The 20,300-nt window shown below is 62.6% G+C and carries 16 protein-coding genes; 3 read left to right on the forward strand and 13 right to left on the reverse strand.

The genetic code is table 11. From position 1 onward, the window contains the following. Positions 1-32: 32 nt before the first annotated feature. Complete coding sequence (locus GR212_RS19170; protein ID WP_163988325.1) at positions 33-653, reverse strand: class GN sortase; 621 nt, start codon at positions 651-653, stop codon at positions 33-35. Further along, entirely contained in the window at positions 650-2,908 is a 2,259-nt protein-coding gene (locus tag GR212_RS19175; RefSeq protein ID WP_163988326.1) for a marine proteobacterial sortase target protein, read from the reverse strand. Before GR212_RS19175 ends, GR212_RS19170 begins: the two co-directional genes overlap by 4 nt. A 169-nt stretch (positions 2,909-3,077) precedes the next feature. On the opposite strand from GR212_RS19175, the gene GR212_RS19180 reads away from it, so the two are divergent. After that, positions 3,078-3,839, forward strand: a complete 762-nt coding sequence (locus GR212_RS19180; RefSeq protein ID WP_163988328.1) for a helix-turn-helix domain-containing protein — start codon at positions 3,078-3,080, stop codon at positions 3,837-3,839. A 21-nt stretch (positions 3,840-3,860) separates the two neighbouring features. Here the strand turns inward: GR212_RS19180 and GR212_RS19185 are convergent, their stop codons facing one another. From GR212_RS19185 to GR212_RS19235, 11 genes are all read right to left on the reverse strand, one after another. Next, a complete protein-coding gene (locus GR212_RS19185) occupies positions 3,861-4,610 on the reverse strand; it encodes a 2OG-Fe(II) oxygenase (protein ID WP_163988330.1) in 750 nt (249 codons plus the stop codon). A 250-nt stretch (positions 4,611-4,860) separates the two neighbouring features. Then, positions 4,861-8,556, reverse strand: a complete 3,696-nt coding sequence (locus tag GR212_RS19190) for an autotransporter domain-containing protein (protein WP_163988332.1) — start codon at positions 8,554-8,556, stop codon at positions 4,861-4,863. A gap of 179 nt (positions 8,557-8,735) precedes the next feature. Then, positions 8,736-9,797 (reverse strand): ABC transporter ATP-binding protein, encoded by a 1,062-nt coding sequence (locus GR212_RS19195; protein WP_163988334.1) that lies wholly within the window; start codon positions 9,795-9,797, stop codon positions 8,736-8,738. An 83-nt stretch (positions 9,798-9,880) separates the two neighbouring features. Next, the gene (locus GR212_RS19200) at positions 9,881-11,179 is read right to left on the reverse strand and encodes a D-tagatose-bisphosphate aldolase, class II, non-catalytic subunit (protein ID WP_163988337.1); all 1,299 of its coding nucleotides are present in this window, start codon (positions 11,177-11,179) and stop codon (positions 9,881-9,883) included. After that, entirely contained in the window at positions 11,176-12,129 is a 954-nt protein-coding gene (locus tag GR212_RS19205) for an SIS domain-containing protein (protein ID WP_163988338.1), read from the reverse strand. Before GR212_RS19205 ends, GR212_RS19200 begins: the two co-directional genes overlap by 4 nt. A gap of 12 nt (positions 12,130-12,141) precedes the next feature. After that, a complete protein-coding gene (locus GR212_RS19210; protein ID WP_163988340.1) occupies positions 12,142-12,999 on the reverse strand; it encodes a carbohydrate ABC transporter permease in 858 nt (285 codons plus the stop codon). Continuing rightward, complete coding sequence (locus tag GR212_RS19215) at positions 12,999-13,916, reverse strand: carbohydrate ABC transporter permease (protein WP_163988342.1); 918 nt, start codon at positions 13,914-13,916, stop codon at positions 12,999-13,001. The genes GR212_RS19210 and GR212_RS19215 overlap by 1 nt, the downstream gene beginning before the upstream one ends. Continuing rightward, positions 13,913-15,169 (reverse strand): ABC transporter substrate-binding protein, encoded by a 1,257-nt coding sequence (locus GR212_RS19220; RefSeq protein WP_163988344.1) that lies wholly within the window; start codon positions 15,167-15,169, stop codon positions 13,913-13,915. Before GR212_RS19220 ends, GR212_RS19215 begins: the two co-directional genes overlap by 4 nt. Then, the gene (locus tag GR212_RS19225) at positions 15,162-16,160 is read right to left on the reverse strand and encodes an N-acetylglucosamine kinase (protein ID WP_163988346.1); all 999 of its coding nucleotides are present in this window, start codon (positions 16,158-16,160) and stop codon (positions 15,162-15,164) included. The genes GR212_RS19220 and GR212_RS19225 overlap by 8 nt, the downstream gene beginning before the upstream one ends. Continuing rightward, positions 16,157-16,951 (reverse strand): DeoR/GlpR family DNA-binding transcription regulator, encoded by a 795-nt coding sequence (locus GR212_RS19230; protein WP_163988348.1) that lies wholly within the window; start codon positions 16,949-16,951, stop codon positions 16,157-16,159. Before GR212_RS19230 ends, GR212_RS19225 begins: the two co-directional genes overlap by 4 nt. A 186-nt stretch (positions 16,952-17,137) precedes the next feature. After that, entirely contained in the window at positions 17,138-18,454 is a 1,317-nt protein-coding gene (locus GR212_RS19235; protein ID WP_163988350.1) for an alpha-glucosidase/alpha-galactosidase, read from the reverse strand. A gap of 110 nt (positions 18,455-18,564) precedes the next feature. Here GR212_RS19235 and GR212_RS19240 point away from each other — a divergent pair, with 110 nt between their 5' ends. Then, entirely contained in the window at positions 18,565-19,437 is an 873-nt protein-coding gene (locus GR212_RS19240; protein WP_246725812.1) for a helix-turn-helix domain-containing protein, read from the forward strand. Between the two features lie 154 nt (positions 19,438-19,591). Beyond that, the gene (locus tag GR212_RS19245; RefSeq protein ID WP_163988352.1) at positions 19,592-20,101 is read left to right on the forward strand and encodes a cytochrome P460 family protein; all 510 of its coding nucleotides are present in this window, start codon (positions 19,592-19,594) and stop codon (positions 20,099-20,101) included. The last annotated feature ends 199 nt before the right edge of the window (positions 20,102-20,300 follow it).

A 20,300-nucleotide genomic window follows, 5' to 3' on the forward strand; every position in this document is an offset into this window, starting at 1 on the left:
CTGCGCGGAGCCCGGCCATTTCGCCAAAGCCATCAAGGCGTGGCGGTCTCGTCGAGGTCGCCATAGACCAGATAGCGCAGCGGCCCCGATGTCACGGCATCGAAGGGAAAGCAGGTCGCGAGCACGAGATGGACGCCTGGCGCATTGGTGTCGATCTCGGCCTCGTCCCAGCGCGCGACGGCCATGTGGGTTACGCGAAAGGTAAAGATCCGGCCATCGCGGCGCGTGATGCGGATATGGTCATTCTCCCTGATGTCTTTCAGGAAGGTAAAATGGGTGTCGCGGTGGGCCGCATAGACAGCCGTACCCTCTTCGCCCGCCTGTGGCGTGTTGTCGAGGTGGCCGGGGCCGAAGGCGAGGGCCTGGCCGCTTGCGCCCTTCAGCGCTATGGCCGAAGCGCCGAGACGTGGCACCTCTATGCGCGCCACCGGCCAGGTGTCGGCCCAGCTCCACGGCTTGACCGGAACGCCGGACGTCATGCTCTGGGCAAAGGCGCGGTCCAGCAGGACCTGCGCCAGAGCGGCTTTGGCGTATATCCATCCGCCTTGGGCGGCGAGGAAGAGACCGGCCGCTATCAAGATGGCGGCGAAAAGCGTCAGAAGGGAGCGCGCTGGCGCGCTCCCGATGGTTTGGATCTGAGCGGCGGCGATCATGCCCTGCTCCTTCTCGAGGCGAAGGCCAGCAGCGAGGCACCAAGCAGCAGTGCAAGCAATCCCTCGAGAATGAGGAGCGTCGCCGGGGTTGCCGTTTGCGGCAGCGGTACGCTTGCAGGAGGTGCCGCGGAGATCGGTTCAAGCTCAGCGGCTTCGTCGGTGCCCTGCGAGTTGCCGGACGTCTGGCGATGCTTGGCGTCCGTCTTCGCATCCCGTGCCGCCCCGATGCCGGGGAGCTTGTTGTAGTCCCAGCCGGCCGGCAGCTGCAACGGAATGTCGGCCTCGGTCAGCGGCGTGTTCGCCGGGCGCAGACGCCTGGTATCGACTGCGACAAGGCTGGTCAGGCGCGTAACCAGATGATGGTCCAGCGCCAGTTGAAGAATACGCTTGTCGGCTTCCGTCTGCGTGATCTTGCCGAGGGTGAGATTGACCTCGGCATCGTCGATCTGGCGACGCGCCCAGATCTTGGAGATGCCCTTGGCGTTGCTGGCCTGATCGAGCGGCAGCGAAATCGTCCATGGGCGATCTCCGACCATGCCGCTGACCGTCAGGGTGCCGGCGGCCTTCCCCATTCGGGCAGCCAATACGAGCGGCTCGCCATGATAGATGTCGGGCAGGAGGTTCGGCGAGAGGCTGGCGTTCTTTTCCGAAAAGACCGCCGCGACATTGGTGACGGCAGGGTTTTCCAGCTTGTCGAAGAGGGCGTGCATGCGTTCGTTCACTTCCGCGACCGAGCCGATATGGGTGAAGCTGCCGCGGCCGAGCTCGGCGGCACGGCTCATCAGGTAGGTGTTCGGCGCCGAGCCGATGCCGACCATGAAGATGCGCGAGCGTCCACGCAATTGAGCGATCGCATCGAGAAGCTGCTGCTCGTTGTTGACTTCGCCGTCGGTCAGGAACACGACCTGACGCAATCCATCGGCCTGATGGCTGTCGTCGAGCGCGGCCTGGAGCGGCGGCAGCATTTCGGTTCCGCCGGCAGCCTCCAGGTTGGTGACGAAGCGGCGGGCCTCGGCAATGTTGTCAGCCGTCGCCATGACCGAATCCGGGAAGAACTTGGTCATCGTGTCGTCGAAGCGGATGACGTTGAAGCGGTCGTTCGGCCCCAGCCGGGACAGGGCATAGTCGAGGCTCGCCCTTGCCTGCTCGATCGACGTGCCGCCCATGGAGCCGGAATTGTCGATGACGAAGACGACTTCGCGGCCGGCCTTTTGCGGCGTCGTCACCGCCGGCGGAGTTACGTAGGCAAGCACATAATCATCTTTGCCGACATGTTCGCGGAAAAGGCCGACGCTCGGCACATTGCTTGCGACGGCATTCCATTCGAGCACGAAGTCGCGATCCGCCGTGGCATCGCCGTCCAGAACGACCCGGCGTGCGTTGTCGCTCAGCCTATCGATCTTAACCGCCTGATAGAGGCTTTTGACATCGTCGACCGGGAAGCCGGCATTGAGATTGATTTTGAGCGTGACGGGATTGGTATGATTGCTATCGGGGGCGATCAGCGGCGCGGCGACGGGCTTGTCGCCGGTGTTGCGCGATGGGCTATCCTCCGTGCGGCCCCAGCCGGCCTTCAGCTCCGCATTCTGCGTAATGGGCGAGGCATCCTGCGGGGTGTAGCGTGGGGCGACGACCAGCGGAACCCGCAGGGAAAAGCGGCCATCCGCCAGGTGTACGGCCTGCTGATACTCGATCTGCACGACGATCTTTTCATGCGGGCCTATGTTTGCGACCGCGTTGGTGAAGACGTTCGGTCGCTGCTGCTCCACGAGGGAGGCCTTCTTGCCTTCCCGGCGTGCCTTCTCATAGATGGCGCGGGCGGCTTGCTTCTCCTTGATGTCGGCGACGACAACCCGATTGCCGACGATCATCTTCAGGGAATAGACGGCGCTGTCCTCGGGAAGAGGGAAGACATAAAGGGCCTCGACCCATTTGTCGGTCGAGTTTTCGAAAGCCTGTGTGAGGACGGCCTTGGCCGTCGGTCCATTGACGTCGATATCGACATCGGTCGCAAGTCGTGGCGCCTCGATATACTTGCCGTCCTGCGTCGTCTGCAAAAGAAGGCTGCCAGCACCCATTTCGTTCGGGGTGACGAAGGCCGCCGGTTGAGCGTGCGACTCCAAGGGGTGCAGCAGTGCGAAGATGACGGCAAGCGCCGGCAGCAGGATGGCATTGCTGAACCATAATAGCAGGCCGAATCCCATGAGGACGGTTCGCCGATTTCGGCGGCGGGATATGCTTGGCAAGGCTGACATGACAGGCTCCTTGTTCGTTGAGGAATGACTGAAGCCATTGTCAACAAAGGCTATTTTCCCGCCAGCGTAAGCTTTGCCCTGTTTCGTCCGCATCTTGCCGCAAACGGTCTTGTCGCTGGCGGGTATGTGTGGAATTGTGAAGAGAAGTACGCAAACAGGAAACGAGCGAATGGTCCAGGGCGACCCCTACCTATCCGATCATCAGAACAGCGCAGTGGCGGAGCGGGTTCGCGAGGAGATCGCCCGGCGACGCATTTCCAGGCAGCGTCTTGCCAACGATGCGCGCATCAGCCTTTCGACACTGGAGAAGGCTCTTTCCGGACACCGCCCCTTCACGCTTGCGACCATCATCCGCCTGGAGCAGGCGATGGGCGTTGTGCTGCGCGAAGCGGGCGGAACGCAGTCGCCTCCAGTCAACGACAAACACGGTCATGCTCCCGAAGAGCTTGGCGCCTATTCGCGCGCCTCGGTCTCATGGCTGGAGGGCACTTACCTGACGCTGCGCCCGTCCTTCGGCGATCCGAATGCGATCTTCGCCTATTGCACGGAAATCGCCTGGGATGGAGACCGCACCTGTCTGGGCTTCCGGGAGCGCGAGCGCAGCGACGCCTCGTTTTCGCAGCAGGGCTCGGTGTCCGTCCCGCATCTGTCGGGGCACATCTATCTCGTGACGAATTCGTCCGGGCAGTATCGCATGGCGATATTGTCCAGGCCCAGCATCACCGGCGAGATGTTTGGCCTCCTGACGACATTGCGCGCCGGGCAGGGCTCACACCTGACCCCCGTCTCGACGCCGATTGCCTTGCTGCCGATCTCGGCCTTTACGCAACCGTCCTTGGGACGGATCCTGGCGGCGGATCATCATCACGAGGCCTATTCCGCCATCATGCGCCGCATTACCGGCGAGAGCTACGCCGGATTCGTCGGCTGAGACCCGCCGCCGGGGTAGCCGTTATCGGGCATCGTGGAAGATGATCCCGACCGTGTGGCGCTTGCCCGAACGGACCCGGCTGACGCCATGCCTGAGATTGACTCTGTAGTTCCCCTTCGTTCCGCGAACGGGGCGGTTATGGACCGCGAAAGCGACGGCATCGCCCTGCCGCAGCGGCACCACCTCCGCACGGCTTTGCATGCGCGGCCGCTGTTCGGTCAAAACGAACTCGCCGCCGGTAAAGTCGCGTCCCGGCTCGGAAAGCAGGATTGCGACCTGGATGGGAAAGGCAAGCTCGCCGTAGAGATCCTGGTGCAGGCAATTGAAGTCGCCGGGCACATATTGCAGCAATAGCGGCGTCGGCCGCGTCTGGCCGGCCTCATGGCATTGCTTCAGGAACGAGGCATGGTCCTCAGGGTAGCGTTCCTCGGTGCCCATGCGTTCGTTCCAGCCATTTGCGATGCCGGACAGGTGAGGATAGAGCGCAGTGCGCAGACCGCCTAGAATTTCGGGTAGCGGATAGTGGAAGTAGCGATATTCCCCTTTCCCGAAGCCGTGGCGCGCCATGATTACATGGCTTCGGAAATGGCGCTCCTGCGAATACAGTCCGGAGATCGCTCTGCATTCCTCGGGTGTCAGAAGCCGCGGGAGAACAGCGCAACCGAAGCCGTCGAGCTCCGCCGCTGCAGTCTGCCAATCATAGGCGCCGACCCGGGCCGCGGCTGGGATTTCCAAGGGAGCCGGCGCGAAAGTCGATATCGGTGTGTTCATGTCGTGTCCTCGGCCTGGGCGGCTTTCGGTGGCGTTCGATACGCCCCAGGTGCCGCGAGAACTCGAATCCTAGTGTCAGGACTGGCCAAGCAGCCACCCGATTTCCGATTGCCAGGGATGAGAATGAGAACTGGTGTCGTCCGCGTCTGACGTTCTTGCTCGACCCAAGACATGGCCGGCGTATTTTCAAACGCTCGGAAGACGAGGCGGTCGTCAGGGCATCATTGGCGGGAGGGCGGTTATATCGGCCTCAATATCGCGCCCGCAGGAGCAATCGGAAGAGATGCGCGCGGTTCTCGGCGCCGAAGCTACCGTTATAGTCCAGCGCGAGCGAGATCTGCTCGCTGAGCGCGATATCGAAGCCTGCGTCGACGACCAGGGAGTCCCGATCGACGACTGTTCCGCTTTCGGTGAAGATATCTCCGCCGGCAAAGGCCATGCGTGAGGTCATATCCAGATCGCCGAATGCATGCCGCCATCCCAGCGAACCATAAAGCTTCGCCGGCATGTCTCCCAAGGCAACGTCCCGCTCCGCACGAGCGCCAAAGGTGGCGAACGTCACGGCCGCCTGATCGGCGCTTCCGCTCAGAGCGGCCGCACTGCCGCGCTCCGAAAATGAACTGGTCCGCACGTCTGTAAACGTCACGTTCGCAAAAGGCTCGAGCCGCGCATCGCCCATGGAGATCTCATAGGCCAGCTCGCCGAAGACCTGTGCCGTATAGGCATGATAGTCTGCCCGCAGCGAATCCGCATAGCCGGAGAAATCGATGCCGCGGAGGGTCGAAACCGATTGCAGGCTGTAGGTGCCGCCGAGCCGCAGCGCCAGCACCCCCCATTCCTTGCCGGCATAAAGCCCGAGATTGTAGTTGTCCGTATCGGCATGGGCCGAGACGTCGGATTGGCTGAACCGGCTGCGGCCATATCCCGCAAGCGCGCCGATGCGCCAATCGGAGCTGTCGAGAGTGGTATCAAAGCCGAACAGGACGCCGCCCGTGTTGCTGCTGCCGTCATCCGAAGACGTCCATCCTCCGTAAGGCGCGCTCCAGAACGCCGCAAGACCATTGGCTGGATCGGAAAGAATGCCGTTGATGGCTTTTTCTGGCGGCGTCCGGCGCTGGTCGTCGTTCGCGTAAGCAAGGCCGGTGTCAGCCTGTATCCGCGCCTGCTTGCTGGCGCCAACGCCACCTTGCATGCTGCGCAGGCGATCGATCGCGACATCGCGCACGAAGCGGCCATTGTCGAAAGCCGTTCCTGCCAGCGAAAGATGGATTTCACCGGCGAGCTGCTTCAAGGCTCCGGACGCTTCATCCATGCTCAACACCGCAACGGCGTCGTAGAGTGTGTTCGAAGCGCCGAGACTTTCGATGCCGCGCGCCGTCGAACGCTGGTTTGCGCTCGTGCCGGCGGCGGCAAAGGACGTGCTGTTGCGCGCGAGCGTGAGATCGATCGTGCCGCTGGAGTAATCGAGAACCGGCGTGACGAACGCGTAGTTCGACCGGATTGTGTCGAAGCTGCCCGAAACTCCGCCGCTGGCGGAGAGAATTGTATAGTCGGTGAAGGGTTTCAGGCCACTGCCCGCCAGGGAGAGGGACCCGCCGTTCAGGCTGACCGTCCCGGTAACATCGATGCGATCGGTGCCGGCGTCATTGCTTTCGACAAGAATTGTCGAGCCGCCTTGGGTTGTCAGATTGCCATCGATCGTCAACGTGCCGATGCCGTTGTTGCCCGGAGACAGGGTCGCGCCGGCCCCCACGACCGTAGAGCCGACCGTGCCCGTTCCGCCGAGCAGGCCGTAGCCGCTGAGATTGATCGACCCGCCAAGCGTGCCGTCGACGATCAGGCTGCCGCCGGAGACCGAGGTCACGCCGCTGAAGGCGCTGGAATTGCCGGTCAGGGTCACGTCGCCGGATGCGACATAGAGCGAGCCATTGCCGTCGATCGCCGTTTTCACGGTTTGGGGCGTGCCGCCAAAATTGAAGACGAGCGAACCATTGCCGCTGCCGAAGTGAATGGCATCGACATCGAGCGTCGCCGCGCCCGTCGCAGTCTGGCCGAGCGCCGAGCCGATATTGACCGAGGCGGTGGAACCGGCCTGGGCCGCAATCGTGATGCTTGGGGCAGAGAGCGTCGAGCCGCCGCTCACTGTGAGGCTGGCGTCGCCGGCATTGCCGACCGTCAATCCGTTATCGACCGCAAGCGTCGATCCGGTTCCGGTAACCGTGACTGCGCCGCTGCTGCCCGCCGCATCGCCGATCGTCGCGCTTGCCGTATGGACCGAACCGCCCTGGATGACGTCGAGCGTGCCGTTTCCGGCATCGCCGATGGTCATGTTGCCCTGGTTGTTCCAGGTCGAGCCGTTGCCGATGACGGTTGCCGCGCCGCTGGAACCGGAGGACGTGCCGATGCTGGCGCTCTGGCTTGTCAGCGTACCCTCCGATGACACCGCAAGGCTTCCCGTACCGCCGCTCGCGCTGCCGACATCGAGGTCGCCATCGATCGACCAGTGGCTGCCCGCGCCGCTGACAAGCGCCTGACCGTTGCCGCCGGCGCCGGTGCCCAGCGATGCATTGCCGGTCGAGAGGGCGCCGCCTGCCAGGACCTTCAGCGAACCGCTACCGGCCGCGCCGTCCTGCAATTCGCCGCTCATGTCGAAATGGCTGCCGTTGCCGACGACGACGAGCGTGCCGCTGGACGAGGCTTCCTTGCCGAGCGTCGCTGTTGCCGCATTGGCGCTTGCCGATCCCGATACGGTCACGGAGCCGGATCCTTCGTTGCCGACGGTGAGATCGGCATTGATATCCCAGTGCGAACCGGTGCCGTCGACCGTCACCGCGCCGATCGAATTCTTGCCGTCGGCAACGACGGCCGAGCTGCTGTCGACTTCGCCGCCAGTGCTGATGTCAAGCCTGCCGTTGGCGCCTGTGCTGTCCGCATCGGTGTGATCGCCCCCGACGAGTAACGCGCCGGTGTCCCACAGCGAGCCGGAGCCGCCGACCGTGGCCGAGCCGCTGGCGAAGCGACCGATGACGGCCGAACCACTCGAGACCGTTGCGCCGGAGTAGACGAAGAGGTCGCCGGCGCCGCTGGAGCCGACCGTCAGACGTCCGCTGGTGTTCCATTGCGAGCCCAGGCCGGAAACGGTCGCGGAACTGGTGCCGCTGCCGGTTCCAAGCCCGATCGTCGCGTCGTCGTTCGAAACGATCGCACCCGTTGATATGGCGATCGTCCCGGTGCCGTCGCGACCGACGAGCAGATCTCCATCGATCAGCCAGCTTGTTCCCGCGCCGGACACCGACACGCCGCCCGAACTTCCCGCGCCGTATCCAAGTGTCGCATCGCCGGTGCTCGCCACGGCACCGTCGGTCAGATCGAACGAGCCCTGTCCGTTGTAGCCGACGAATAGCGGTTGGCTGCCGGAAAGCGTGAACGAGGATTGGCCGCTGACCGTGATGCTGCCGCTGCTCCCGGCGGCGGAGCCGATATAGACAGGGCCGCCGCCCTCATATTGACCGCCGGCGCTGATCGTGAACGTCGCGGCTCCCTGGTCGCCGACCAGAAGCGTTCCACTGTTCTGCCAGTCCGCGGCGGCACCCGTCAGATCGAAAATGCCGCTGGCACCCGCGTGTGAGGCGATCGAGGCGGAAGAGCTTTGCAGCGAGCCGAGAACGGTCAACGCCCCGTCGCCATCGAGGCCGACGGTGAGATTGCCTGCCGAGGCGGAGGTGCCGGCGATGATTTCGGGAGCGGGTGAGCCGCCGTCGACTATGACGGAGTCTGCTGAGCTGGGGACCGATGCAGTCGACCAGTTGCCCGCGTTGTTCCAGTTGCTGTCCACCCCGCCGGTCCACGACAAAGATGCCGCGACGGCCGCTGCCGAGGTGAGGCAGGCCGAAATCGGGATGAGAAAGGTCGATATGCGCAGGGCGGCGCGCGCAGCAGCCAGCATTGAAAAGTGTCCTACAACGTGATGTTGCACACCCTGTAGAAACGATATTTATGGTTAACGTTCCGTAAACCCGGCCCCAAATAGCTCTTCAAGAGCGGTTAAGTGCTTCGACTTTTACTCTCCGGGCCATGCCGGGCAAACCGTCGGTTTGCGAAGGGGAAGGCTCGGTCGCCATCCCGTCAAAGCCGCCGGCCTGTCGCTCCATCGAAAAGATGCAGCTTTCCGATATCGGGTTTCAGGGAAATGATGTCGCCGGCGCGGGATCCGATGCGCTCGCGCAGCGCCAATACCAGATTGTCCGGCCCGATGCTCGAGACGATGAGCGTTTCAGCGCCTGTCGGCTCGACCACGACGACTTCGGCATCGATGCCGCCTTCGCCAATCGCGATGTTTTCCGGTCGAATGCCATAGACCACCTCGGCCCCGCGCGTGATTTCAAAACCTTCGGGCAGCGGCAGGCGGGCGCCGCCATCGGCGATGAACTCGACAGGGCCGTCGGCGCTGACTTTGCCACGGATGAGATTCATGCCTGGGGAACCGATGAAGCCGGCGACGAAGAGGTTGGCCGGCCGATCGTAAAGCTCGAGAGGCGAGCCGATCTGCTCGACGTAACCGTCGCGCATGACCACGATCCGGTCCGCCATCGTCATCGCCTCGATCTGGTCGTGCGTCACATAGATGGTCGTGGTGCGCAGGCGCTGGTGCAGCTGCTTGATCTCGGAGCGCATCTGCACGCGCAGCTTCGCATCCAGATTCGACAAGGGTTCGTCGAAAAGGAACACCTGCGGCTGGCGCACGATGGCACGGCCCATGGCGACGCGCTGGCGCTGGCCGCCGGACAGGTTGCGCGGATAGCGATCGAGCAGGTTTTCCAGGCCCAGGATCTGGGCGGCTTCGCGCACACGCCGCTGGATCTGTTCCTTCGGCGCCTTTGCGAGCCGGAGCGAAAAGCCCATGTTCGCTTCGACCGTCATATGCGGATAGAGCGCGTAGGATTGAAACACCATGGCGATGTCGCGGCTTTTCGGTTCGATATCGTTGACCACCCGGCCGCCGATGGCGACATCGCCGCCGCTGATCTCCTCAAGCCCCGCGATCATGCGAAGAAGGGTCGACTTGCCGCAGCCCGAAGGACCGACGAGAATGACGAATTCGCCGTCTGCAATATCGATATCAACCCCATGCAGAACTTCGAAATGACCGTAGCTCTTGCGGACATTCGTCACGCTTACCGATGCCATAATGATCTCCAATTAGAAAAGCGTTGTTTGATCGTCCAGGCTCTGCCGGTCTCGTTGGCGGCCCGGCAGAGCCCCGGTCGGACCTATGCAATCGTCGCGGTGGAATAGGGCGCCAGGGCTGCATCGATCGCGGCAAGGCACAGGTCGCGCGGACGAGGCAGAACCGTCCCGGCGATCACGGCGGGATAGACGCGGCCGAGATACTGGCTGACGAGCGTTTCGGGAATATTGCCGTCGAAGCGTGTGAACAGGGCCTGAACCGCCGCCGCCGCCCGCTCGTCCGGCCAATAGTAGCGGATCCGGTCGCTATAGCTGAAATGCCGCTGCAGCCGCTGTTCCCGAGCCGATCCGCCGTAGTGGGAACTCCAGTGGCCCGGATTCTCCAGCATGATGGCTTCCATGGTGGCGTAAATCGAATCCGGGAGGATCTCGCCGCCAAGGACCGTGGCAATGGCATCGAGGCCATAAAGCGCTTCGCGCAAGGCAAAGGTCAGACCGGGGCCGACCTTGAGGATCGCAAACCCACCATTCACCAGAGCTTCCAGCGCTTCGGTCGGCTGGTAATCGGTGGAATGAGCCTCAAAGAGCAGGCCGGGCATGTGATCCAGCGCACCGGTCAGCGCGCGCGCCCGATCCGGTCTGTAAATGGCGACATTGGCGTTGCCGAATTCGACGCCGGGCTGAACGACGATGCCGATCACCCGTTCCAGAGCGGTCTCGATACCGGCCTTGGCAAAGGCTGCCCGATGCACCGCCAGCGTGTTCGCCGCCGCTTCGGGTCGCGTGATTTCAAGCTCGTCAAGCGCATGGGTAGCCCCGCCCGGCGGCGGAACTTCGGTGCCAATGATGTAGGCGGGCAACCGGCGGCCGTGGCGACGAGCGGTCTCTTCCGCCACCTTCGCCAGCCGTGCGGCGCGCTCGGCGGTCAGCTCGTCCGCCAAGGCCGCCGGCTCGCCTGCGCAGCCCATCGACGTATCGAGATGAATTTTTTCGAATCCCGCCTCGATATAGGCCGCGATCATGGCTTCAGCCCGGATCATCGCCTCTTCCGCCGGCAGCTTCTTCCACGGATTCGGCCCCAGATGATCGCCACCGAAGATGATGCGATCGATGGGAAAGCCGACAACTCCGGCGATGCCTTCGACGAAGCGGCGAAAGTCGCGTGGCGTCATCCCGGTATAGCCGCCCTCCTGATTGACCTGGTTGCAGGTCGCTTCGATCAGGACGGCCGAATCTTCCAAGGTCGCGCGCCTCAGCGCAGCCTCGATGACAAGCGGATGCGCGGAGCAGACCGATGTGATCCCGCGCGGCAACGTCGTGACGCGGCTCCCCAGAAGCTGGGCCAATGCAGCGCGGCGATTGTGTTCTATCGACGCGTTCATCCGAGCATCACGACCTTGGTCAGGTGACGGGGGGCTACCGTATCGACACCCTTCGACTGCGCCGCGCGCTCGCCGAGGACCTGCAGGGCGGGGAGCACGCAGAGACCGGCAAGCTCCGGATCGCAATCGACGGTCAGTTCCAGGTCGCCCGGGCCGCCGAAGCCGATGACGATTGCTCCCTTTTCCCGCAATTCCTCGACCAGCAGCGCTTCCGCGGCCTTCTGGTCGGCGCTGTAGAGCATGACGATAGCGGTCTTTTCATCGACGAGGCTGATCGGTCCGTGCCGGTATTCCAGCGGATGGAAGCCCTGCGTGACGATCTGGCTCATTTCCATCAGCTTCAACGCGCCTTCAAGAGCGATACCGTAAAGCGAGCCGCTGCCGAGGAAAACGAAATGCGAGCGCCCCTCGATGATGCCGGGCAAGGCTTTGTCGAGCTGATCGGCCAGATGGCGCGCCGACGAGAAGATCGACGGCGGGATCTGCATGCCCGCCATCTGCATGCCCAGAAGCAGCATCAGGCTTGCCGAAACCGTCATGACGATACCTTCGTCGCCATGGGTCGCGGCTTCGATCAGCCGGTCGCAGTTCTTGGCAAGAGAGCTTTCCGGCTCAACCGTGATGGCGGTGACGAAGACACCTGCCTTGCGGCTTGCCTTGGCGGCGGCCACGGTTTCCGTCGTTTCTCCGCTGCGCGAAAGAGCAACCAGATGGGTCTTCTGCCAGTGCGGCCAGAATGCGCTCGGCCTGTTCAGCCATTCGGCGCCCGGCACGGCAATCGCCGGGTAGCCGGCGCGATTGGCATGTGTCGCAAGCGACAGCGCAAGATTGTAGGATGTGCCGCAGCCCAGAAAAACCGTCAATTCGGCGTGGTGCGGGGCGGAGACCGATCCGATCGCCTTTTCCCAATAGGGAAACTGCTCGAAGATCACCTTTTCCGTCGTATTCATGCTAGCTCCGATTTACTTGACCGATCCGGCCAGCAGACCGCTGACGAGGTATCGATTGAGAAAGATGACGACCAGGGCGGGGATGATGATGGCAATCGATCCGCTTGCCGTGATCAGCCCATAGTCGATGAAGTTCTTGGTGACGAATTCTGGGATCAGCACCGTCAAGGGCTTCGTCGCCTGCGGCGAGAAGATGAGCGGAACGAGATACTGTCCCCATGCGCCAAGAAAGGTCAGGATTGCCGCCGCCGTCAGGCCAGGGCCGGCAAGCGGCAGGACGATGTTGAAGAATATGTAGAGCCTGCCTGCGCCATCGAGCTGTGCTGCTTCCTCGAGCGCGATCGGCAGCGCCTCGAAAACGCTCCGTAACAGCCACAAGGACAGAGGCAGGTAGGCCGACACATAGATCAGCGCCACGCCGACATAGGTGTCGACCAGGTGAAGGCTGATCATAATGCGGTAAAGCGGGATGAGCACCGCATAGCCGGGAATTGCAAGCGTCGCGACAACGGCCGCAAACAGGAAGCCCCGCCCGGGAAACTTGATCCGCGTGAAGGCATAGGCGCCGAGAGCCGAGATTGCGACGCAAAGCAGCGTGGCGGCAACCGACGTCACGATGCTGTTGACCAGCGCGGCACGGAACTGCGACCAGACCTGAACGCCGCCGATCCGGGCAATATCGATGCCGAACAGGCGCGAGAAGTGATCGAGCGTAAAATGCTGCGGAAAGAAATGGATGGGTCGGGTCGAGAAGTCCTCGGTCGGCGTGACCGAGCTTGCGAGCGTCCAGTAGATCGGCCCGAGCGACCAGATCAGGAGAACCGCGACACCGGCCCAGATCAGCAAACGATAGGAAAGGCTCTGTTTCATCAGTCAAACCGGGTGTTGCGATAGACGCGCAGGACATAGACGAGCGAAACCAGCAGCGAGACCAGCGTGATCACGAGCGACAGCGCCATGCCGTAGGAGAACCGCAGGTTCTGGAACGTCTCGAGATAGATCTGGACGAGAACGGGCCGTGTTTCGAGGCTGGAGCCCGCCAGCACCCAGGCCTCGTCGAAGAGGTTGAAGGCGTTGACGGTGGCATTGGTCATGGCAACGGCGATGGCGCTGCGCACCAGGGGAAGCGTCACCAGGGCGAACATCTGCGTGCGGGTGGCGCCATCGATGCGTGCCGCCTCGTAGAGGTGGGCGGGAATGCTCTGCATGGCCGCAAGGACGATGACGACGGTCAGGGGCATCATGCGCCAGACGTGGACGACGGTCACCGCGATGATGGCGCTGGTGCGATCGTTGAACCAGACGTGGTTCTCGAAAGGCAGGCCCACGGCCGACAGAATGCCGTTCAGCAATCCCGCGCCGGGTTGGTAGATCCAGAGCCAGATAACCGCATTGACGACACCGGGCAGCGCCCAGGGCAGGACGACGGCGGCAAGAAGCCATTGCCGGCCGACCTTGACCTGATTGATGAGGGCAGCGGCAAGTACGCCGAAGACCGTTTCCGCCACGACTGCGAGGACCACGTATAGAAGCGTGTTGATCCAGGTCGTGCCCAACGGCGCGTCGGAGAACATGCGGGTGTAGTTCTCCAACCCGACAAAGGGAGTGCCCGCCTGCATCGGGTTGACCCTGTGCAGGCTATCCCAGACGGTTCTTCCTATCGGGAAGAAGACGAGGGCCGCCATCGTGATCAGGATCGGCGAGACCAGCAGGATCCCCAGCGTGGTGTCGGCTTTGACGCCGGCACCTCGCTTGCTCCTGCCACCGGCAGAAATTGCGATTGTCATTGCGCCGATGCCTGCTTTGCCGCATCGGCGATGCTCTGCATGGCCTGATCGACGGTGACCTGGCCTTTCGCAGCGCTATTGATCGCCGTGTTTACCGCACTCGAAAATTCCGGATACCAGGGCGGCGTACCCTGTTGGAAAAGCGGCTCGACGGTCTTCGACTGCGCCACGAGGGCATCGCCGCTCTGCAATTGACCCGACGCGTTCAGTTCGGCAAGCGCAGAGGTGCGGGTCGGCAGGGCGCCGTTCGCCGCGTTCTTCTTCTGGAACTCCTTGCTGGTGAACCACTTGACGAAGGCGATGGCGGCTTCCTTGTTTTGCGAAACGCGCGGAATGGCGAGCGCTTCCGGCAAGCCGAAGCTGCGGGTTTCGCCGCTTGCCGTGGGCACCAGGATGGCCTCGACCTGGCCTGCGACCTTCGACTGCTTGGGATCGTTCATCTGGCCGATACGGCCGGGTTCGCCCGAGATCATGATGCTGGTCACACCCTGGGCAAACATGCTCTCATTGATCTGGCTGTCCTTGAGGCCGGTGGAGGCGGGATCGACCAGCCCTTCCTTCAACAGCATCAATTCGAAGGCAAGCGCCTTGTAGCCGGCGGAATCCTTGGAGACGAAGAGCGGCTTGAAATCCTTGTCGAACAGCTCGCCGCCGAACGCCTTCGTCAGCAGATACCAGCTTGTCGATGCGCCTTCGGTCGCCGAGAGCGGCAGGCCGATCGGATAGGTCGCGATCTTCTTTTCCTTGATCTGCTTGGCCGCGGCGACAAGCTCGTCAAGCGTCTTCGGCATGCTGGTGATGCCCGCATCGGCGAAATGCTTCTTGTTGACGAGCATGACGCGGAAGTCGTTCGTATAGGGCACGCCCAGGAGATTGCCGTTGACGGTGAAGATCTTGGAGACGCCGATGTCCTTGACCGTATCGGCATCGATCACGTCGTTGAGCGGCAGATACCAGTCGGCAGCGCTGAATTGGCCGGTCCATGACCAGTCGAATTCGGTGACATCCGCCGGCGCCGTGCCGGCAATGAGCGAGGTTACGAGCTTCGGGCGGATATCGTCCCACGACAGCGTCTGCATGTTGACGTGGATGCCGGTCTCGGCTTCGAAGTCGCCGGGGATGTTCGGTGCCTGGGGCGAAGGCATCAGCACCGTGATCGTTTGGCCGGCGAGCGGTTTCGCATCCTGTGCGAGAGCCGGGACGGCGGCAACGAGCGCCGCGAGAGCGACGAAAGGCAGAGTAAATTTACGCATGTTCCCTTCTTTCCTTGTTATTGAGGTCTGCTTCACCTGAATGCACCGCCGCAGTCTTTGCCGTGGCGGCGATTTGCGTGATCCAGCCGTCATCCACCGGCCAGTCGAGGAGTCGGGCGGCTGCGAGAAGTGCGCCGCCTATGGGAGGAAGTCTCGGTGTTGCGGCCGGCCGGCCAATGCGGCGTTCGAGCGCGGCAAGCAAAGCGCGGCTTGCAAATGTTCCGCCCGCATAGGTCCACTCGGCGGCGGCATCGCAATGCGGCGCAATGGCTTCGACATGTTTTGCAAGCTCGAACGCGGCCTGTTCGATCAGCTGCTTGGCTGCGCCGTCTCCGGCGCGGGCGACGCGATCGACCAGAAGAGAAAGCGCGGCGATATCGGCGCGGGGATTGGCAAGCTCGCTCACCCATCCGCCCAGCGCATTGATCGGATCGGAACCGTCGAGCCGCAGGAATTCGAACATGGCCTTCGCCAGCGCGGTCGGCGGCGCGCGCCCGTCGAGGCTCTGGCTGACGAGGCCAAGTGCCGCGCGTCCGATCCAGTAGCTGCTACCCTCGTCGCCGATGACATCGCCCCATCCGCCGACACGCGCAGACATGCCGGCACCGTTGCGCGCCCAGGCCATCGAGCCCGTGCCGGACAGGATGAGAATGCCGGGCTGTCCGGCAAAAGCGCCCAGATGGGCGGCGTCGACATCGTTGAGGATATACTGCCGCGCCTTGGGAAAGCCGGTCTCGATCGCCTCGCGCTGCTGTTCCGACAGCCGGGCTACTTCGCCATAGGCAGGCAGAGCCGCAGCAACGGCCGCCAGCCGCTCTTCTTCCAGGAAGGGGCGCAGGGAAAGATCCAGTTCGCGCCGCCAGTTCGGATTGTCCATCGGATTGACGCCGCCGCTGCGCGACATCCGTAGAACCGTGCCGGCCCGGTCTGCAAGTGCGACCAGCACCTTGCTGCCACCGCCATCGATGCCGAGGATCAGGTCGCCGCTCATTCCTGCGCTCCCAGGTCGGCAATCGTCGCCTCGACGCCGAGATTGATAAGCTCGCTGCGCCAATGCGTGGAAAGACCCGCGTCGGTGATCGCCTTCGCCACGCTCAACGGAGCGACCTTATAGGTCGCCGTCGTGCCGAACTTCGAGGAATCGGCGAGGAGGAAGCGCTGTGCCGAGCGGGTGAGCATGCATTTGTTGAGGCTCGCCTCGGCGCTATCGACGCTGTAGATCGCACCATCCGGGCTGATGGCGCTGGCGCCGAGAAAGAGCTGGTCGAACCAGATCGTCTCCAGCATCGCTTCGGCCTGCGGCCCGACCAGCGAGGCGTTCTCGCTGCGCAGCTGCCCGCCGATGAGCACGACCTCCAGATTGGGAATGTTGAGGAATTCCTGCGCGACCGTCAGCCCGTTGGTGAAGATGCGCAGCGGCATCGGGTTGAGGCGGATGAGACGTGCAAGCTGGAGGACGGTGGTGCCGGCATCGAGAAAGATCGCCGTGCGCGGGGTAAGCAGATCATAGGCCGCCGTCGCAATGGCGCGCTTGGCGGACAAGTGCCGCTTGGCCCGCTCCTGAAAGGCAAGTTCGACCGACGAGCCCTCGGCGATCCGGGCGCCGCCATGCACGCGGTCTATCGCGCCTTCCCGTTCGAGGACCTGCAAGTCTCTGCGCACCGTTGCCAGCGAGGCGCCGATGGCATCGGCAAGCGCCTGAATGGTCGAAAACCCGTTCGCATAGAGATGGCTGCGAATAGCGTCGAGACGATCGACTTTCACTCCCCCGGCTTGGCTCAACGAAGGTTCCTTTTTCGTAATCATTTCCATTTCGCTCAGACTTCCACCCAATAAGATCAATGTCAATCAGGATTCTGATGTTTTTTGATCTAGTCTTGCTTTGAAGGGATCCCGCAAATAGGAAAGCGCAGCCTCCTGTCTCGAGGAGACTGCGCTTGCGAATGGTGCTCGGCTTGGCGTGCGGGATTAATGGTAGGCGGGCAAAAGATTGCCGTGTTGCTCGATCATGTCGTCCACAAGCGTCCAGATCTGATCGGGGGAAAGCTCCGCCGATGTATGAGGGTCAAGCAGGGCCGCCTGATAGATGCGATCCCGTTTCTTCGTCAGCGCCGCCTCGACCGTCAATTCCTGCACCGAAACACTCAAGCGCATCACGGCCGCGAGCTGGGAGGGGATGCGTCCGATGCGGACCGGCTGAATGCCGTTGTGATCCACATGGCATGGTACTTCGACGATGCACTCGTCAGGCAGATTCCGGATCAAGCCGTTGTTCGGGACATTTCCGTAGATCAGCGCCGGTTGACCCGTCACAGCCGCATGGATGATACCGGCCGCATATTCGTTGCTGCGGCAGACGTCGATCGGTTTTCCGCCTTCGAGATCGCGGCGCAATTCGTGCCAGTCGGCGATCTGAACCTCGCAGCGGCGGATATATTCGTCCAGGGGGATGTTGAGCCGTTCGATCAGATCGCCGCGCCCCTCCTTGATGTACCAGGACGTATATTCCGAAAAATGCTCGCTCGATTCCGTGACGAAGTGGCCGAGCCGCTTCAGGGCATCGAAACGGACCCGATCGTCGGAAGGGACACGCCCCTCGTCCGCCAGGGCGCGCAGGCGCGGATAGAGATCCTCGCGGCTGCCATCGGCATGCAGCTTTTCATATTTGAGGAAGAAGGCGACATGGTTGATGCCGGCCGAGAGATAGTTGATGTCGGCGACGTTCTCGCCCAGGCACTGGGCAAGGTGCGCGGCGGTGTGCTGCACGCTATGGCAAAGACCCACGGTGCGAATGCTCGGCGCAATCTCCTTGATCGCCCAGCAATTGATCGCCATCGGATTGACGTACTGCATCAGCAAGGCGTTGGGACATACGTCCATCATGTCGCGGCAGATCGCCTCGAGAACCGGAATGGTGCGCAGCCCGCGGAAGATGCCGCCGACCCCGAGCGTGTCTGCGATGGTCTGCCGTAGCCCATGGCTTTTCGGGATTTCGAAATCGGTCACGGTGGCCGGCTTGTAGCCGCCGACCTGCATCATCAGAATGACGAAATCCGCACCTTGTAGCGCCTGGCGGCGATCAAGCGTCGCCTCGACCCGGACCTTGCAGAGATGAAGCGCCTCGCAGATGCGCCGCGCAACGATTTCGGATGTTTTCAGGCGTTCGGGATCGATGTCGAAGAGGCTGATGACATAGTCGCCACCACTCTGGCTGGAAAGGACGTCACCCAGAATATTCTGGGCAAAAACGGTGCTGCCGGCACCAATCAGGCAGATCTTTGGCATAAGGAGGCCTCGCAAGAGATGGATGCGGACCTAGATGCGCCTTTCAAATCGGGATTTCTTCCTGTTAATAGAGAAATTATTCCCGGATCCGCGCCAAAGGGCGAGTGACCATGTCAAAACTTCGCATGTCCGCCGAGCGCGGTGCCTCGCTGGCGTCGGAAGGCGATTTTCTCATCGAGCGTCATATCGCCGATGCCATGAACGCGGCGCATTGGCACGATCACGTCGAGCTGAACTATCTGCTCGACGGCCAGATGACCTACATCTTCAACGGACGGCAGGAGCAGGTGGAGGCAGGGCGGCTGGTGCTCTTCTGGGCCGCCATTCCCCACAGAACGATCGCGGTCACGCCCAATGCGCCGCTCGTCTGCATCTATCTTCCGCTCGTCGATTTCCTCGGCCTGCCGATCGATCGCGGTGTCCGGCAGTCGATCATGCAGGGACGGTTTTCCGCGGATGCTCGCGGCCATGCCGCGGATGCGATCCTCCTGCCGCAATGGGTAGAAGACTGGCAATTCGGTGACGCGGCCCGGCGCCAGCTGGTGCTTGATGAAATCAAGCTTAGAATACGACGCTTCGTCCTGGATGTTCCCGTCGGCGATCATTCCGCCGCCCGTCCATCTGCGGCATCGGGTGCCAGTGCCGCGGTGCGTCGGGCCGAAACGCTGACCGACCTCATTCATGCCCGCTATTCCGAGCCGATCAGCCTGCCGATGTTGGCCAAGCTTGCCGGAATGCATCCGAGCACGGCCAACAAGATCTTTCGCGGCATCCTTGGCATTCCCGTCAACGAATATCTGATGCGCTATCGTCTGGCGCGGGCGATGCAGCAGCTTGCGGAAACGGACGCGCCGATCCTCCAGATCGCCTATGATTGCGGCTTCGGCTCCAGTAGCCGGTTTTACGATATCTTCAAGCGACGGACGGGAACGACGCCAAGGCTGTTCCGCTCGTCTCTCGGGCGTGAGGGGAGGGCCGACTAGCGGCCGCGCGCCGACGCATGTTTCTTTGCCTCAGCGGCTGCCGGTCGCTTACCGCGAAGCTACACTTCGATACAATATGGCTGCGTCCTGAAATTTGGCCGATACATCCCGCGGCGATCCTCCCGGCAGATCATCGGTCAGGCAGGAGTCAAAAATGAAGCTCGCTCTCCTTGGCGCATTCGCCGTTTCAGGCCTTGCTGTCGGCGTCGCCGCTTCCCAGTCTCCCGGCACGGCAACGCCGCCGGAAAATGCTTCCCCGATCTATGGCGTAACCATTCCGGAAGGCTATAGGGACTGGAAATTCGTCGCGCCGGCGCAGGAAGCTCCGCCACTCGACGAGCTTCGCGCAGTGCTCGGCAATGATATCGCCGTCGACGCCTACAAGAAGGGTATCCTGCCTTTCCCGGATGGTTCGATCCTCGTCAAACTTGCCTACAAACGCAAACAGTCGGCGGAATTCGCACCGGCAACGGTGCCGGGAGCGCCGACGACGGTGCAGGTGATGGTAAAGGATTCCAAGAAATATCCCGACAGCCACGGCTGGGGCTTCGGCCGGTTCATCAACGGCAAGCCGGTCGACATTGCGCAGCACGAGACCTGTCTCAGCTGTCATGTCGGCAACGTGAAGGACCACGACTACGTCTTCACGCGGTATGCGCCATAAGTCCCTTCAACAGCGCTGAATTGAAATTGCCGGCCCGATCGCGCCGCATCGGGGCCGGCCGGCTATCCACGGTCTCCTCCTCCCGCCGGGATAGCCGCCCCTTTTTCCGAGACCGGACAGCGACGGCTATCGGTTCGTTCATTGACCGTATCGGGGCCGCCATAGGCTCCAGGCTTCTGCCCTCGCGGATGATGGTTGC

Source organism: Martinezella lusitana (genome assembly GCF_010668395.1).
GTDB lineage: Bacteria > Pseudomonadota > Alphaproteobacteria > Rhizobiales > Rhizobiaceae > Rhizobium > Rhizobium lusitanum_A.

Excerpts from the sequence above, each read along its gene's own strand:
- GR212_RS19170 (WP_163988325.1), bottom strand. The coding sequence starts at position 653 with ATGATCGCCGCCGCTCAGATCCAAACCATCGGGAGCGCGCCAGCGCGC.
- GR212_RS19175 (WP_163988326.1), bottom strand. The coding sequence starts at position 2,908 with ATGTCAGCCTTGCCAAGCATATCCCGCCGCCGAAATCGGCGAACCGTC.
- GR212_RS19180 (WP_163988328.1), top strand. The coding sequence starts at position 3,078 with ATGGTCCAGGGCGACCCCTACCTATCCGATCATCAGAACAGCGCAGTG.
- GR212_RS19185 (WP_163988330.1), bottom strand. The coding sequence starts at position 4,610 with ATGAACACACCGATATCGACTTTCGCGCCGGCTCCCTTGGAAATCCCA.
- GR212_RS19190 (WP_163988332.1), bottom strand. The coding sequence starts at position 8,556 with ATGCTGGCTGCTGCGCGCGCCGCCCTGCGCATATCGACCTTTCTCATC.
- GR212_RS19195 (WP_163988334.1), bottom strand. The coding sequence starts at position 9,797 with ATGGCATCGGTAAGCGTGACGAATGTCCGCAAGAGCTACGGTCATTTC.
- GR212_RS19200 (WP_163988337.1), bottom strand. The coding sequence starts at position 11,179 with ATGAACGCGTCGATAGAACACAATCGCCGCGCTGCATTGGCCCAGCTT.
- GR212_RS19205 (WP_163988338.1), bottom strand. The coding sequence starts at position 12,129 with ATGAATACGACGGAAAAGGTGATCTTCGAGCAGTTTCCCTATTGGGAA.
- GR212_RS19210 (WP_163988340.1), bottom strand. The coding sequence starts at position 12,999 with ATGAAACAGAGCCTTTCCTATCGTTTGCTGATCTGGGCCGGTGTCGCG.
- GR212_RS19215 (WP_163988342.1), bottom strand. The coding sequence starts at position 13,916 with ATGACAATCGCAATTTCTGCCGGTGGCAGGAGCAAGCGAGGTGCCGGC.
- GR212_RS19220 (WP_163988344.1), bottom strand. The coding sequence starts at position 15,169 with ATGCGTAAATTTACTCTGCCTTTCGTCGCTCTCGCGGCGCTCGTTGCC.
- GR212_RS19225 (WP_163988346.1), bottom strand. The coding sequence starts at position 16,160 with ATGAGCGGCGACCTGATCCTCGGCATCGATGGCGGTGGCAGCAAGGTG.
- GR212_RS19235 (WP_163988350.1), bottom strand. The coding sequence starts at position 18,454 with ATGCCAAAGATCTGCCTGATTGGTGCCGGCAGCACCGTTTTTGCCCAG.
- GR212_RS19240 (WP_246725812.1), top strand. The coding sequence starts at position 18,565 with ATGTCAAAACTTCGCATGTCCGCCGAGCGCGGTGCCTCGCTGGCGTCG.
- GR212_RS19245 (WP_163988352.1), top strand. The coding sequence starts at position 19,592 with ATGAAGCTCGCTCTCCTTGGCGCATTCGCCGTTTCAGGCCTTGCTGTC.